The sequence below is a fragment of the Pseudomonas sp. JAI115 genome (assembly GCF_014200835.1).
Taxonomy (GTDB): Bacteria; Pseudomonadota; Gammaproteobacteria; order Pseudomonadales; family Pseudomonadaceae; genus Aquipseudomonas; species Aquipseudomonas putida_A.
On sequence record NZ_JACHCY010000020.1, the window covers coordinates 1 to 15442 of the forward strand.

11 protein-coding genes are annotated in these 15442 nt (G+C 60.5%); 1 reads left to right on the forward strand and 10 read right to left on the reverse strand.

Annotated elements, in window-relative coordinates:
* Positions 1 to 225: 225 nt before the first annotated feature.
* The 3 genes from zapE to HDC30_RS26855 all read right to left on the reverse strand — a co-directional run bounded on the left by zapE (position 226) and on the right by HDC30_RS26855 (position 3420).
* A complete protein-coding gene (gene zapE / locus HDC30_RS26845) occupies positions 226 to 1320 on the reverse strand; it encodes a cell division protein ZapE (RefSeq protein WP_007961607.1) in 1095 nt (364 codons plus the stop codon).
* A 90-nt stretch (positions 1321 to 1410) separates the two neighbouring features.
* Positions 1411 to 2766: a tryptophan--tRNA ligase gene (locus tag HDC30_RS26850; protein ID WP_183785881.1), complete on the reverse strand. Its 1356-nt coding sequence runs from the start codon at positions 2764 to 2766 to the stop codon at positions 1411 to 1413.
* A gap of 24 nt (positions 2767 to 2790) precedes the next feature.
* Positions 2791 to 3420: an alpha/beta hydrolase gene (locus tag HDC30_RS26855; protein WP_183785939.1), complete on the reverse strand. Its 630-nt coding sequence runs from the start codon at positions 3418 to 3420 to the stop codon at positions 2791 to 2793.
* A 144-nt stretch (positions 3421 to 3564) separates the two neighbouring features.
* On the opposite strand from HDC30_RS26855, the gene HDC30_RS26860 reads away from it, so the two are divergent.
* Positions 3565 to 3999 carry a YhcB family protein gene (locus HDC30_RS26860; RefSeq protein ID WP_027612195.1) on the forward strand — a complete coding sequence of 145 codons (435 nt, stop codon included), beginning with the start codon at positions 3565 to 3567 and terminating at the stop codon, positions 3997 to 3999.
* A 254-nt stretch (positions 4000 to 4253) separates the two neighbouring features.
* Here the strand turns inward: HDC30_RS26860 and HDC30_RS26865 are convergent, their stop codons facing one another.
* From HDC30_RS26865 to HDC30_RS26895, 7 genes are all read right to left on the reverse strand, one after another.
* Positions 4254 to 4988, reverse strand: a complete 735-nt coding sequence (locus HDC30_RS26865) for an OmpA family protein (protein ID WP_007961595.1) — start codon at positions 4986 to 4988, stop codon at positions 4254 to 4256.
* Positions 4989 to 5105: 117 nt separating this feature from the next.
* Positions 5106 to 5750: an MBL fold metallo-hydrolase gene (locus tag HDC30_RS26870; protein WP_027612196.1), complete on the reverse strand. Its 645-nt coding sequence runs from the start codon at positions 5748 to 5750 to the stop codon at positions 5106 to 5108.
* Between the two features lie 63 nt (positions 5751 to 5813).
* Entirely contained in the window at positions 5814 to 8546 is a 2733-nt protein-coding gene (locus HDC30_RS26875) for a LuxR C-terminal-related transcriptional regulator (RefSeq protein WP_183785883.1), read from the reverse strand.
* A gap of 203 nt (positions 8547 to 8749) precedes the next feature.
* Positions 8750 to 10114 carry a DUF1329 domain-containing protein gene (locus tag HDC30_RS26880; RefSeq protein WP_027612198.1) on the reverse strand — a complete coding sequence of 455 codons (1365 nt, stop codon included), beginning with the start codon at positions 10112 to 10114 and terminating at the stop codon, positions 8750 to 8752.
* 28 nt (positions 10115 to 10142) lie between these two features.
* On the reverse strand, positions 10143 to 12032 hold the full coding sequence (locus HDC30_RS26885; protein WP_183785885.1) for a DUF1302 domain-containing protein: 1890 nt from the start codon (positions 12030 to 12032) through the stop codon (positions 10143 to 10145).
* A gap of 337 nt (positions 12033 to 12369) precedes the next feature.
* On the reverse strand, positions 12370 to 14052 hold the full coding sequence (locus tag HDC30_RS26890) for a fatty acid--CoA ligase (protein WP_097086226.1): 1683 nt from the start codon (positions 14050 to 14052) through the stop codon (positions 12370 to 12372).
* A 147-nt stretch (positions 14053 to 14199) separates the two neighbouring features.
* Positions 14200 to 15384, reverse strand: coding sequence for an MFS transporter (locus HDC30_RS26895; protein WP_183785887.1), 1185 nt, complete (start codon positions 15382 to 15384; stop codon positions 14200 to 14202).
* Positions 15385 to 15442 lie beyond the last annotated feature (58 nt).

The following is a 15442-nucleotide window of genomic DNA, read 5'->3' on the forward strand; positions in this document are numbered from 1 at the left end:
AGTCTCCCACGGTCTGTACTGGTCAGAGTCAGAATCGAGTCTGTAGTCCCGCCCACCCCTTCAAGTCTAAACATACAAGCGAGCCTGCTCGCGAATTCGGTTTCCACATTCAACAAAATTGTTGGCTGACATACCGCTTTCGCGAGCAGGCTCGCTCCCACAGGGGAAATTCAGCGCACAAAAAAGGGCCTGCAATTGCAGGCCCTATTTCTTTGCCGAATCTGTTTAAGGCTTGTGCGCCCGCGACAGGAATTCGTGCGATTGCATCTCCAGCAGACGGCTGAGCGTACGCTGGAATTCGAACGTCAGGCGTCCGCCGGTGTACAGGTCTTTCAACTCGACTTCGGCAGAAATGATCAGCTTGACGTTACGGTCGTAGAACTCGTCGACCATGTTGATGAAACGCCGGGCGATGTCGTCGGTGGTGACGCTCATCTGCTCGACGCCGCTGAGCAGCACCGCGTGGAAGATCTTGCCCAGTTCGATGTAGTCGTTCTGGCTGCGCGGGCCGTCGCACAGTTCGCGGAAATCGAACCAAGCCACGTCGTCGCAGGTGCGCAGGGCACGGATTTCGCGGTTCTCGATGATCAGCACATCGTTTTCCACCGCCGCCGTGCATTCCGGCGTCAGGGCCTTGAAGCTCTTGCGCAGGCTTTCGTGCGCGGCTTCGTCCAGCGGATAGTGGAACAGCTCCGCTTGTTCGAGGTGACGCAGTCGGTAGTCGACGCCGCTGTCGACGTTAACGATTTCGGTGTTCTGCTTGATCAGCGCAATAGCCGGCAGGAAGCGTGCGCGTTGCAGACCGTCCTTGTACAGGCCGTCCGGAACGATGTTCGAGGTCGCGACCAGGGTCACGCCGTTCTTGAACAGCTCTTCCATCAGCGTGCCGAGGATCATCGCGTCGGTGATGTCCGAAACGAAGAATTCATCGAAGCAGATCACTCGCGACTCGGCCGCAAAGCGCTTGGCGATGATGGTCAGCGGGTTTTTCTCGCCGCCGAGGGTTTTCATCTCTTCGTGCACACGCTTCATGAAGCGGTGGAAGTGGGTGCGGGTCTTTTCCTTGAACGGCAGCGCTTCGAAGAAGGTGTCGACCAGATAAGTCTTGCCGCGACCCACGCCGCCCCAGAAGTACAGGCCCTTGACCGGCGTCTGATCCTTCTTGCCAAACAGCTTGCCCAGCAAACCCGGCTTATTCTGCTCGGCCGCGATCAGATCGTCGTACAGGCGCTGCAGATGACGCACGGCAGTTTCCTGCGCGGCATCATGGAAGAAGTCCGGGCGTTTCAGATCAGCTTGATATCGTTCTAGGGGCGTCATAATTCGTTAGCAAGGCAACAAAAACGGGCCGTCACTGTAGCGACGGCCCGTAGGAATGGCAATCAGCCCTTGGTCGGGCCGCGCCGCGGATTAGTCCTGAACCGGAGTCAGTGCAACGCGCAGAGCTTCGACAGCCGCGTCCCGCGCAGCATTATCGGCGAACGCCGGGCTGTCGCCAACGCACTCGCCTTCCAGCCACACGCTGAAGCTCAGGTCTTGATTGCGGATGTCCAGCGCCTGACCGGATTGCAGTTGCTTGGTCACTTGGCCGGCGGTTTTGCCGTCGGCAAAGTTGCGCGACAGCAATAGTTGCTCGCCATCAGCCGCCAGCAGACGGAAGCGGAAGCTGCCGTCGTCTTCACGGAAGCTCACGAAACGTGCAGCTTTCACGGCTTTCTTTTTGGTGGTCGCCGCGACTTGCACCTGATTGACGAACGAACGCAGGCCGACCGCTTCACGCAGTTCGTTGAGGAACGGCGTCGCCACCGCACGAGCCTTTTTCGCGCCGTGTTGCAGAATGTCTTCCAGATCCGCCGGGCGCTCGATCAACTGGTGATAGCGCTCGCGGGACTCGCCCAGTTCATTGTCGAGCAACTGGAACAGACGATTCTTCGCCTCGCCCCAACCCAGACCGCCGAGCAGTTCGCTGCGGAATTCGTCCGCCTGCGCCGGTGTGGCGAACGCCTGAAACAGAGTGAACAGGTGCGAGTTGTCCGGATCTTTGGCTTCGCCCGGCGCTTTGGAGTCGGTGACGATCCGCGAGATCGCGTCCTTCATCTCTTTGGCGCTGGAGAACAGCGGGATGGTGTTGTCGTAGCTCTTCGACATCTTGCGCCCGTCGAGACCGGGCAAGGTCGCCACACCCTCCTCGATCAGCGCTTCAGGCATGGTGAAGAACTCTTTGCCTTGGCCGAACAGGTGGTTGAAGCGCTGGCCGATGTCGCGGGCCATTTCCACGTGCTGGATCTGGTCGCGACCGACCGGCACCTTGTGCGCGTTGAACATCAGAATGTCCGCCGCCATCAGCACCGGGTAGCTGTAGAGGCCCATGGTGATCCCAGAATCCGGGTCCTCGCCGGTTTCGACGTTCTTGTCCACCGAGGCCTTGTAGGCGTGCGCCCGGTTGAGCAAGCCTTTGGCGGCGACGCAGGTCAGCAGCCAGGTCAGCTCGGGGATTTCCGGGATGTCGGACTGGCGATAGAAGGTCACACGGTCGACATCCAGGCCACCGGCCAGCCAGGTCGCGGCGATTTCCAGACGCGAGCGCTGGATGCGCAGCGGGTCATCGCATTTGATCAGGGCGTGGTAGTCGGCCAGGAAGTAGAACGAATCGGCATTGCTGTCGCGGCTGGCGAGGATCGCCGGGCGGATGGCGCCGGCGTAGTTGCCCAGGTGCGGCGTGCCGGTGGTGGTGATGCCGGTGAGGATACGGGTACGGTTCGTCATGGGTAATCGCTTGTCAGACTGCAATCAATTCGAGAGACGCGGCAGGATCAGATCCTTGAGATCGGTCAGCTTGCCATGAAAAAAGTGTCCGCATTCTGCCACTTTCAGCAGCTCATGGGGGCGCTGGAGTTTTTCCGACCAGTCGTAGACCAACTGCGGATCGATCACTTCGTCGGTTTCCGGCTGGATCACGGTCAGCTCGCCGTGCTGTGGCAGTTGATCCTGATCGCCCAGACGCATCACTGCCGGCGCGACCATGAACAGCTGCTTTGACTGCACGCCTTGGGCTTCGAGACGCCCGCCGAGACTTGCTGCAACAAATCCGCCGAAGGAGAAACCGAACAGGGTCAGCGGCAGCTCCGGATGCTTTTCCAGTAGCCATGCTGCGGCAGCCTGAGCGTCGTCGACTTCACCGCTGCCCATGTCGTGGGAGCCTTCGCTGGCACCGACGCCGCGATAGTTGAAGCGCAAGGTGATCAAACCTGCGTCGCGCGCAGTGCGCTGCAGGGTCGAGACGACCTTGTTGAGCATGGTGCCGCCCTGCACCGGGTTTGGATGGCAGATCAGCGCGATGCCGATTGGCTGCTCGTTATCGAGGTACAGCGCTTCGATTTGGCCGACGGGGCCGGCAATCACTACAGGGGTTTCACGCATCAGCAAGGAAGGAACTCCGTGACCTCGAATCGGGTCGACTCGTCTAGCAAATTGTCTGTGCCAATCTATTGCGAGTGAATCGCGGTATACAGCGCAGGTTCGAGCCGTTAACGTAAAGCAAAGCCGTTTATAGAGGAAGGACTCGTGGAACACTCGCTCTTAGTTTGGTTGTTACCGACTCTTGCCCTGGTTGTGGGTGTCGCCATTGGATTCCTGATCGCTCGCGTCGCACCGAATGCCGCGCCGAGCCGCACGCAGCGTCAACTGGATGATATCCAGGAGCGTTTCGACAGCTATCAAAACGAGGTGGTCACTCACTTCAACAGCACCGCGACGCTGGTCAAGAAGCTGACCCAGAGCTATCAGGAAGTGCAGGATCATCTCGCCGAGGGTGCCAACCGCCTGGCCCTGGACGAGCAGACCCGTCAACGCCTGATCGCCGCTTTGCACGCCGATGCCGCGCAGGCACCGCGCGAACGCCTGACGCCGCCGCGCGATCAGGAGCCGCCACGCGACTACGCACCGAAAGCCCCGAACTCGCCGGGCATGCTCGATGAGCATTATGGTTTGAAGAAGTAATCAGCCTTCGCTGCAAGCAAAAAGCCCCCGGACAATTCGGTTGTCCGGGGGCTTTTTTTGTATCTGATGATTTGAGGGTGTTGGTCCGGCCCCTTCGCGAGCAAGCCCGCTCCCACAGGGTCATGTGGTGAACACAGATTTTGTGAACAACACCCATCCCTGTGGGAGCGGGCTTGCTCGCGAAAGGGCCAGCACGGGCAACCCAAAAAAATGCCCGGTCACAAGACCGGGCATTTCTTCACTCAAGCATTCACTTACGGATACTGCTGAACCGTCCCCGGCTGTTGTTGCTGACCACCATACTGCTGACCCGGAATCGCCTTCAGGTTGACCTCGACGCGGCGGTTCTGCGCGCGGCCATTGACGTCACCGTTGCTGGCAATCGGGTTATCCGGGCCGGCGCCACGGGCCGAGAGGTTGGCACCGCTGACACCTTGCGAGGTCAGGTAGGTGGCCACGCTCTGCGCACGACGCTGAGACAGGTCCATGTTGTGCTGGCGGCTGCCGGTGCTGTCGGTGTAGCCGACGATTTCGATCTGATTCTGGTTGAACTCTTTCAACGAGTTCGCCAGGTTGTTCAGCGGCTGATAGAAGCTTGGCGCGATGTTCGCCGAATCGGTGGCGAAGGTAATGTTGCCTGGCATGATCAGTTTGATCTGGTCGCCCTGGCGCTGCACTTCAACCCCGGTGTTGGCCATGCTGGCGCGCAGCTTTTTCTCTTGCTGGTCGGCGTAGTAACCGTAACCGGCCGCCGAAGCACCTACCACCGCCGCGCCGATCAAGGCGCCCTTGCCACGGTTGTTGTGGTCGATGGCGGCACCCGCCAGGGCGCCGGCCAGCGCACCGAGACCGCCGTACTTGGCGGTTTTGCTCATGCCTTGCGAGCCACCGTCGGCCTGCCCCTGATTGTCATACGGGTTGGGCGAGGCGCAGCCGGCCAACATGGCCACAGCGGTAGCAACAATAATCAAACGAGGCGTGGTGAACATGAAGAGCTCCTGGTTTTTTTCGCATTCTGTGTGGCAGCGGCCCTAGGCAATAGACCTGTGCGGGCGTTGGATCATGACAATGCCGAAAAATTCCGCCGCACACTCATGACAAAATGTTTAGGCGCGCACGAACGGGTTTTCCCGCATTTCATCCCCGAGACGCGTGTCCGGACCATGCCCGGCAACCACGATTGCGTCTTCGTCGAGGGTGTACAGCCGCTGCTTGATCGATCGCACGATGGTCGCCTGATCGCCGCCCCACAAATCCGTGCGCCCTACCCCGCGACGAAACAGCGTGTCGCCGGCAATCAACAGCTTAGCCTCGGAAAACCAAAAGCTCATGGAACCGGGCGTATGTCCCGGCGTATGCAGCGCCACGCCGCAGCCGCAGGCCAGTTCTTCATCGTCGCTCAACCAGCGATCCGGCGACGGCACCGGGGTGTAGGGCACACCGAACATCTGGCATTGCATTTCAAGGTTGTCCCACAGGAACTGGTCTTCCTTGTGCAGATGCAGGGTTGCGCCAGTCTTTTCCTTCATCTGCCCGGAGGCGAGGAAATGATCGAGATGCGCGTGGGTGTGGATGATGCTGACCACTTTCAGACCGTGGGCATCGAGGCGCGCCATGATCAGGTCAGGGTTGCCGCCCGGATCGACGACGATGGCTTTTTTAGTGATCGGGTCGCCGATGATCGTGCAGTTGCACTGCAGCGGGCCGACGGGGAAGGTTTCGCGGATGAGCGCAGGCGCTGGAACAGTCATGGGGCAATCCTGATCAATATTCGACGGCGGCGAAAACCGCTGATGCCGAAGATTTTAGCGGGACTAGATCATTAACCCCAGCGCCTTGGCGCGGGCCACCGCCTGCGTACGCCGCTCAACCCCCAACTTGCTGTTGATATGGCTGGCATGGGTTTTCACCGTATGCAGCGAAATGAACAGTTGCTCGCTGATTTCCTGATTGGAACAGCCCTGGGCAATCAAACGCAGCACCGCCAGCTCGCGACTGCTGAGTTGTTCGGCAGATCCACATTCAATGACAGGACGGGCAACCACCAGCGGAAAATGCGTCAGCAACTGCTGTCCTGCCAGTGCTGGCGAGTTTTGCAGCTGGCTGCGCAGCCAGTCCGGATGCGCTTTGATCAAGGCGTCAAATGGCTGTATCACGCCGCCCGCCGCCGCTTCCAGCGCCTGGTTCAATGCTTTGCGTGCCTCGGATTCGCGACCACTGCTCAGCAGCAAATTCACTTTCTGCGCCAGCGCCATCACACACAGCAACTGGCGCCCGGTTTGCTGACCGTTTTCCAGCAACACATTCAACCGCCCTTCGGCGAGCATCGGCTGGCCTTTGATCACATCAAGTAACGCCTGCTGCAATTCGACGTGCAGCGGCAACTGAGGATGAAACTCCGGTGGCGCCGCTGCGCGCTCGCCGGTGTAGGTCTGCCCCAGACGTGCCAGCCAGGCTTCGGCCAGATCAGTGCGGCCTTGCGCCAGCCACAGTTCGCATTTGACCAAGGTGATCATCGCCAGATAGTAGATCGGCGGCACATCCCAGATATGCATCAGCCGCTCGGCTTCAGCGAGTTCGGCGAAGGCCTTGGCGAACTCGCCGACGCTGCCGTCGAGACGGGCGATCACGCAGTGACCGATCAATACGCTGATATCGCGACAGGCCCGCGCTTCGGCCAGACCGCTCAGCAATCGGGCCCGGGCCTGCAGTGGTTGCAAGCGCATCGACAGCAGAAAACCTTCATACAGCGTCAGCCGCGCACGCACCGCGTACAGACGTTGCGCCGACAACCCGCGCAGACGATCAAGACCCTGATGCACCTCATCCAGTGCCCGCAGAATTTCCCCGCGCGATTGCAGGACCCGCGCCCGGTCGTAATGCGCCAAGGCTTCGAACAACGGATTGCCGACCCGCTGCGCCAGCTCGAGGGATTCTCGATTCAAGCCCCGCGCACGCCACAGGTCACCGTCGGCAATCGCCAGATTGGACAAAGTCGACAGGCACATCAGGCGTTGCCCGTAACGTTTCACCGGCAGGCTTTCCAGCGCTTCACTGCAATAGCGCTGGGTCAGCTCACGATGCCCGCGCCCGCGGGCGATGATGCCGCTGAGCGCCAGCCATTGCGCGAGCATCGACTTCTGCGCAGAGGCCGAAGGCGCCGGCAGGAAACGACTTAAATGACTGGCCAGCTCTTCAGCGGCATCCAGCTGACAGGCCAGCCCGAGCGCCCAGCTATAGAGCACGATCAAGCGTGGCGTGCTGATCAGCAGGCTGTCGGGCAAGTCCATTTTCCAGCGCAGCAGCATGCCCACGTTCTGCTCGGCGAGCAGTTGTTCCTCGGACAGGTTCTGCACCAGATTCGCTGCGACATCCAGATGGCCGGCGCGCAAGGCCTGCTCCACCGCTTCGTCGAGCAGCCCTTGAGCATTGAACCAGCGACAGGCGCGCAGGTGCAGGGTCGCCGCCGGCACCAGCGTCTGGGTCACCGGACGGCTGCGCAGCAGATCGGAAAACAAATGGTGATAGCGATACCAGTGACCGTGTTCGTCCAGCGGCACCAGAAATACCTGATGCGCCAACAGAAACCGCAGGATTTCGGCGCTGTCGTGTGCTTCGCGCACCGCGTCGCACAGCTCGCTGCAAAAGCGCTCTTGAGGGGCGGTGTCGTAGAGAAACGCCTGCACCTCGGCCGGCAGGCAATCGATCACTTCTTCCAACAGGTAATCGCGGATCAGCCCTTCCCCGCCGTTCAGCGCGGGTGGCAACGGAGCCCCGCTGCCAGCCTCGGAGACCGCAAGCAACCAGAAACGCAGTCCGGCCACCCAGCCTTCGCTGCGCTGGATCAGGTTTTCCAGCGCTTCGCCGCGCAATGAACTGCTGTGTCGATCGAGCAGCGTCAGGGCCTCATCGTGGGTCAGGCGCAAGTCCTGCTCATGCACTTCGAGCAACTGGCGCGACAGGCGCAGACGCGCCAGATGCCAGTCCGGGCGCTGCCGACTGGTGACCATGACCAGCAAGCCATCGGGAAGATGATTGAGGAAAAACTGCAGGCAACGGTCGAGTACCGGGCCTTGGGCGAGATGGTAGTCGTCGAGCACCAGCAACAGCGGCGCCGTCGGTTGCAGTTGCAGGGCCAGTTCATCGAGCAAGCCGTCGAGCCATTCTTCGAAGGCGAACGGCTGATGGCGCTGGCGCATCTTCAACAGGCCGAGTGCACGACTGCCCAGATCCGGAAAGTAATCCTGCAACCCTTCCAGTAACCGCTCGAGAAACCGCCCCGGATCGCTATCCCGTGGGCTCAATCCCAGCCAAAGGCTTTGCCAGTGCGCCGGCAGGCTCTGACAGAACTCCACCGCCAGCGAACTCTTGCCGAACCCGGCCGGAGCGCACACCAGTAACAGACGTCCACCGAGCCCGGTTTGCAGGCGCTCGCAGAGACGTGGCCGCAAGACGTATCCGTCCGGCAGCGGAGGACGGAAAAAACGTCCGTCCAGTGCCGCGACGGCAACGCTTGCGGGACCCGGAAGTGGGGACAGATCAGTCATGGCCGGCTCTTGTTCGAATGGCTGTTGGCGGCGTAGCAGATGTCCGCAGCCTAGCCTTAAACGTAGCGGTTATGAAGGTTGCTGCTACAAATGGCTACAAAAAGACTGTCGCGAGCCGGCAGCTCCTACAAAATCAACGCCAAAAAAAACGCCCCGAACCAGTCGGGGCGTTTTTTTTCGAGGATGCGGCCTCGGGTCAAAGCTTAGCGGATACCGTCCTGGCCCAGGTTGCCTGGCTGGAATTCGCTCTTGGTGGCAGAGAAACCGAAGTCATACGCTGATTTTTCTTCGTTCTTCATGCCCAGCGCCAGGTAGCGACCCGATTGCAGGTCGTACAGGGCTTCCAGCGCGTACCACGGCACTTGCTTGTCGTAGTAGTCCTCGGCATGCGCTTCGGCGACACGCCACAGCTGACCGCGACCGTCGTAGTGGTCGATGACTGCTGCCTGCCAGGTGTCTTCGTCGATGTAGAAGTCACGTTTGGCATAGATATGGCGCTGACCCGGTTTCAGGGTGGCGACCACGTGCCAGACACGACGCAACTCGTAACGGGTCAGGTCCTGGTTGATATGGCCGGCCTTGATGATGTCGGCGTACTTGAGAGTCGGCGAGTCGATCTTGTAGCTGTTGGAGGCAATGTACATCTCTTTCTTGCCTTCGAGCTTCCAGTCGTAGCGATCCGGCGCACCGTTGTACATGTCGAGGTTGTCGGAGGTACGCAGACCGTCCGCCGCAGTGCCCGGGCCGTCATAGGACACTTGCGGTGCCTGACGCACACGACGCTGACCAGTGGCGTAGACCCACGCCTTGCGCGGCTCCTTCACCTGGTCGAGGGTTTCGTGCACCAGTAGCACGGTACCGGCCAGACGTGCCGGCGCGGTCACTTTCTGCTTGAAGTAGAACAGGATGTTGCCCGGGTTGGCCGGATCGTAATCCTTCATCTTGTCGCGGAACACGAACTGGTCCTGGAAGTACACCAGGCTGAACGAGCCGTTGGTTTGCGGAGTCGCCTGGGTCACCAGACGGGTCACGCTGCCACCGCGATAGCGGGTGATGTGGTTCCAGATCACTTCCAGACCGCTTTTCGGAATCGGGAACGGCACGGCAGTGTCAAAGTTTTCCAGACCGTTACCGCCTGCGACCAGATTGGTGGTGGTGGCGTTTTTCTTGATCGCGGCGAACACGTCATCCGGCACGGTCGAGCCGCGATGGGACGGATAAACCGGAATCTTGAAGGTGTCCGGGTAGCGCTTGAACATCGCGTACTGGCCCGGAGCAAGCTTGTCCTTGTACTGCTCGACGTTCTGCGCGGTGATGGTGAACAGCGGTTTTTCACTGCCGAACGGATCGGACAGGAAGCCCTTGCTGTCGACCGTGCCGGCATTTTTCGCCAACGGTTTCCAGGCAGGGATCGAACCGTCGGCGTTGCCGGCCATTTCGGCGCCCATCGGGGTCAGGCTCTTGCCCAGCTTGTCGGCTTCGGCGGCGGGAACGGCCGCCATCACGCTGGTCGCCAGCAGCGACAAACCCAGAACACTCGCGTGGAACAGACTCTTTGTTATTTTCATATGTGTGTTCGTCCTGAAAAAACTGTGCTTAGAAGTTCACGCCGACGCTCAAGGCCACGAAGTCACGATCGTCCACGGTCGTGTAGTCGCCGCCAAAGAAGTTGGTGTAGGCCAGGCTCGCCGTGTAGGTGTTCTGGTATTCGGCATCGAGACCGAGGCTGATGGCCTTGCGACCTTCCTCGAAGTTGCCGCCAGGGCCTGGCGAGTAACCTTTCACGTCGTGCGACCAGGCCACGTTCGGCTTGAGGTTCACACCGGCGAACACGTCGCTGTAATCCCAGATGGCACGAGCGCGATAGCCCCACGAAGTGGCCGTGGTGAAACCGTCGTTGTTGCAGTTGCTGGAAACGTTGTCGCGCGAAGCCCCCGGCCCGGCACCGTTGATGGTGGAGGTGTTGAGGATCTGCGAGCAGGTGTTGAGACCTCCCGTGGCAGGCAGTTCGCCCGGGCCGAACACCGGATCGCGGCCGTAACGGGCTTCGGATTTGCTTTCCAGACCACCGACGTGGGTCACGCCGACTTCACCCACCAGGGTCAGACGGTTGGCGCCCATCACCTGATCGAAGAAGTGCGTCAGGGTGGTTTGCAACTGGGTGATTTCTTTACGGTTGTAACCGTGCAGATCCTGGCCCGGCACGCCGTTGAGGACCGACGCGTTGGTCAACGCGCCACCCAGCGGACGTACGCCGGCGAACAGAATGTCGGTGGAGTTCAACTGCACCGGCGCATTCGGCCGGTAGCTGACCTCACCGCTCCACGCCGTACCGGTAGGCAGGGTGGTGGAGAAGCTCAGACCGTACAGGCGAATATCTTCAGGGTATTCGATGAAGTAGTTCGAGTTGCCTGCGACGACCAGTGGCCCCAGCGCCTGGAACGGCCCCGGCAATGCCGCCACGCCGTTATAGATCGACTGTGGCGCGCCGGTGGCGCTGAAGATCGGCGCACGGCTGTGGTAGTTCATGAAGTAAGCGCCGAACTCGGTGGCCAGCGGGTCGAACATGTACTTGGCGGAAACGCCCCACTGCCCGCTGTCACGCGCGTTGCGGTTGGGCGAACGGCGCACCAGCACGCCCTCTTCGTTGACGTCGACACCAGCGTTGGCCAACGGCCCGAGCGCAATACCCGGAATGGTCGAACGCTTGTTCAGTACCCGCAGGTTGTCGTCGCAACCGGTGGTGACAATGTCCGGCTGCGAGAAGAACGTGCCGCAGTTGTCGGTCACGGTCTTCTGCCAGTCGATCTGGTAGAAACCTTCGGCCGAGAGGTTTTCGGTAATGCTCTGGGACACGTAGAACATGTTGACCGGGATCAGGCCTTCCTTGATCTCGGCACCCGGACGGCGGAACGCAGACACGTCGATCGGGTTGATCGAGTTGATGCCACCACCGATGAAGGTACTTTCGCCCCAGTTCACCACCTGCTTGCCCAGACGCACCGAACCTGGCTCATCGGCAATCGAGTAGTTGTGGTAGACGAAGGCGTCGAGGATCTGCCCGCCGGAAGAGCGCGCCGCGACGTCGCGGTTGTGGTTGCTCACGTCCTTGTATTCCAGGTCCTGATTCTGCAGCGCGAAGTCGTACCAGTATTTGCCCCGGACGAAGACCCCGGTGTCGCCGTATTTCAGTTCCAGATCATGGATGCCCTTGAAGATCTTCGAGAAGGCTTGCCCGCTCTTGAAGTTCAGGTGGCCGTTGTCGGAGGTCTGGGACAGGCCCTTGCCGCCGTTGTTGACACCAATAAGGTCCTTGTTCGGCTGCTGGGTCGAGATACTCATGCCCAGGGAGAGCGAGGAGTCGAACTGACCTTCGATTTCACCGACGTTGAAACTGACGCCGAATACGGGCCCGGCGAGCGTAGAGGCAAGACTGACGGCCAGAGGCAGTTTAGCCCGGCGCCAGAACTGGTTTACTGATGTCATCGACGCTACTCCATGTGCATTATTGTTATGGCAGTGAGTACTTTTAAAAACGCCTGGAAGACCGGGAGCCAGTAGCCACCCGACGTCACTCCAAAGTTGCATCGCCCCTGTTCGTGCGTGTGCCCCGTTCTTAAAAATCCTTGAGCGGACTATAGCCAGCAGGGGGTACTGCTTGATCCCTCTAAAGTGTGATTTGCAGCTGCCGGCCACTCTGGAACAGTCCTTTCGCCAGTCCGACACATGTCGGCACGGCAAGGATGGCTGAATTTTTCGATTTAACAAGCCAAGCGCTTGCTTGGTGGGTCTGGCGCGCCGGTTTCGGCGCGCCAGCAGACACTCAAAGTGTCGAAAGGAAGGTGCTGTTGTTGGCCTGCCATTCGGTGATGTCGAGGCGGATGCGCTTCTTGTCGAGCTTGCCAACACTGGTCTTGGGAATTTCCGTAACAAGGGCGATCTGGCTTGGAATCGCCCACTTGCTCAAGTGCCCCAGTTCCACGAACGGCTTGAGGTGTTCCTTGAGCTCGCGCGCCCCGATCTCGTGCCCTTCGCGGATCACCAGCAGTGCAAACGGCCGCTCGCCCCATTGCGGATCGGCGATGCCCACCACTGCTACTTCGCGTACCGCCACATGACGGCTGATCAGGTCTTCGAGGTCCAGCGAGGAAATCCATTCGCCGCCAGTCTTGATCACATCCTTGATGCGGTCGCGGATGTCGATCACGCCCATGCTGTCGAGCGTTGCCACATCGCCGGTGTGCAGCCACCCACCGGCCCAGAGCTCGGCGCCCTTCTGCGGTTCGTTGAAATAGCCTTCGGTGAGCCACGGCGCGCGCAGCACCAGTTCGCCCTGGGTTTCGCCGTCGGCGGGGAGGAAGTTGCCCTCGGCGTCGACGATCGCCGCTTCCACCAACGGCCCCGGCACACCGGCCTTGATCCGGTAAGTGGTGCGTTCGTCTTCGGTGCCGGCCATCAACTCGTCGTTCAAATGCGCACAGGAAACCAGTGGCCCGGTCTCCGACATGCCGTACGCCGCCGTCAACTGAATGCCCCGGGCCTTGGCGGTTTCATACAGCGTACGGTTCAGCGCACTGCCACCGATGACGATCTTCCAGCCGCCAAAATCGGTGCCCTGCGCGCCTTTGGCGTTGAGCAGCATCTGCAGGATGGTCGGCACGCAGTGGGAGAACGTGACCTTCTCCTTGCGCCACAGCTCGACGAGGAACTCCGGGTCGTAACGCCCCGGATAAACCTGCTTGAGCCCGAGCATGGTTGCCACGTACGGCAAGCCCCAGGCATGCACATGGAACATCGGGGTGATCGGCATGTACACGTCGTTGGTGCCGAGCAGGCGCACGCTGTCGATCGCGCCCATGATCGTCGACACGCCCATGGTGTGCAACACCAGTTGCCGATGGGTGAAGTACACGCCTTTCGGGTTGCCGGTGGTGCCGGTGGTGTAGAAGGTGGTAGCGACCGAGTTCTCGTCGAAATCCTCAAAGTCGTATTGCGCACTCGCGGCGGCCAGCAGTTGCTCGTACTCGCCGACCAGGTTCGGCAGCTCGGCGGTCTTTTCCGGCAGATCGGTCAGCAGCAGGGTTTTCTCGACGGTGGTCAGGTGCGGCGCGATGGCCTGGTACAGCCCGACGAACTCGCTGTTGACCAGCACGAAGCGGTCCTCGGCGTGGTTCATGGTGTAGAGGATCTGCTCCGGCGACAGACGCACGTTGATGGTGTGGATCACCGCGCCGATCATCGGAATGGCAAACATGCATTCGAGGTAGCGATGGCTGTCCCAGTCCATCACCGCCACGGTGTCACCCGCCTTCACCCCGGCCGCCGTCAATACGTTGGCCAGCCGCGCCACCCGCTCGATCAGGGTCGGATAGCTGTAGCGCAACTGGTCTCGGTAGATGATCTCGCGGGTTTTCTCGTAACGGGCGCCGGACATCAGCAGCCGTTTGATCAGCAATGGATACTGGTAGGCCCCATCGGCCGGGGGAATGACGCGAGTCTGCAACATATGAATCCCTTTTCTGGCTGCACGGTGTTGGCGTAGAGAGCGTTACTCTAGAGCCGTTATACCCCAGTCAAATCAGCCGAAGGAATGATTTGCACAGCCGTACAAATGCTAGCTTTGCGCCAGCATTTGTCAGTATTTCAGCGCCGTTCAGGCCGTTTGCCCTACAGCCGCTTCTGAAGGCGTCCGTGGGAAAACCAGCGCAGCAAGGAAGGTCAATGCGCCGAAACCCGCCAGAATCAAGTAAAGCCCGACAAAACCATGGCGCGGTTCGATGTAGGCAATCAGCGGAATCGCTGTCGCACTGGCGCCGAACGACAGGCAGTAACGCAGGGCGAAGACCCGTGACTGCCACTGCGGCGCGACGAAATTGGCGACCATCGAGTCGTTCACCGTCACCTGACCGAACACCACGAACATGAACGCCGCACCGAGCACGATCACTGCCCAGCCATCGACATACGCCATGGCGTACAACAGCGGCGCCTGAAACAGCGTTAACACAATAAACGGCCATTTCAGGCTGACTCGGTGCAGCACCTGGCCAATGCTCAACTGCGCCACTGCACCAAAGGCATACGCGAGGCTGACCACCACGCCGAGGGTTTGCGGCGAGGCGAACAAATCATGCAGACGTTCCTGAAACAGCTTCGGGTAGGTCATGGTCGTGGCGTTGAACACCACGCCACCGGTGGCCGTCGCCAGTGCCAGCACACCGAATACCATGAGCATTGAGATCCGCTGCCCGGCCGCGCCTTTGAGCGCAGTATGCGGACGCTGCGGAATTGGCTCCTCGCGCACCTGCAAGGCAAAGCCGATGCCCAGCACGATCGCCACCATCCCCGGTAACACGAAAGCCGAACGCCAGCCGAACTGCGCCACCAGCAACCCGGTGATCAGCGCCGAGAACGCCACGCCGAGGTTGCCCCACATGCCATTGATGCCGATCTCCCGGCCGCGATTCTGCGCGTAGGCCACCAGCATCGCGGTGCCCACCGGGTGGTAGATCGCGGCGAAAATGCCGATCAGGGTCAACCCGATCACCAGCATCGTCGGGCTGGTGCTCAGCCCGGTGAAGATCGCCGAGGCGCCGATGCCGAAGAAAAACACCAGCATCATCTGCCGCCGACTCCAGTGATCGCCCAGCCAGCCGGCCGGTAACGAACAGGCGCCAAAGGCAATGAACCCACCCAGCGAAAGGCCGATCAGCGCGGCGTAGTCGAGGCCGAAGGCCTGGGTCATGCCGAGCACGGCGGCGGGGAAAATCAGCATGAACATGTGGTCGATCACATGGGCAGCATTGACGTAGCGGATCACGTTTCGGGATTGGTTCATGGCGGCACGCTTGTGTTTGTTATGGGCGGATTGTTGTCAGCGGCTTTATGCTAAGTTG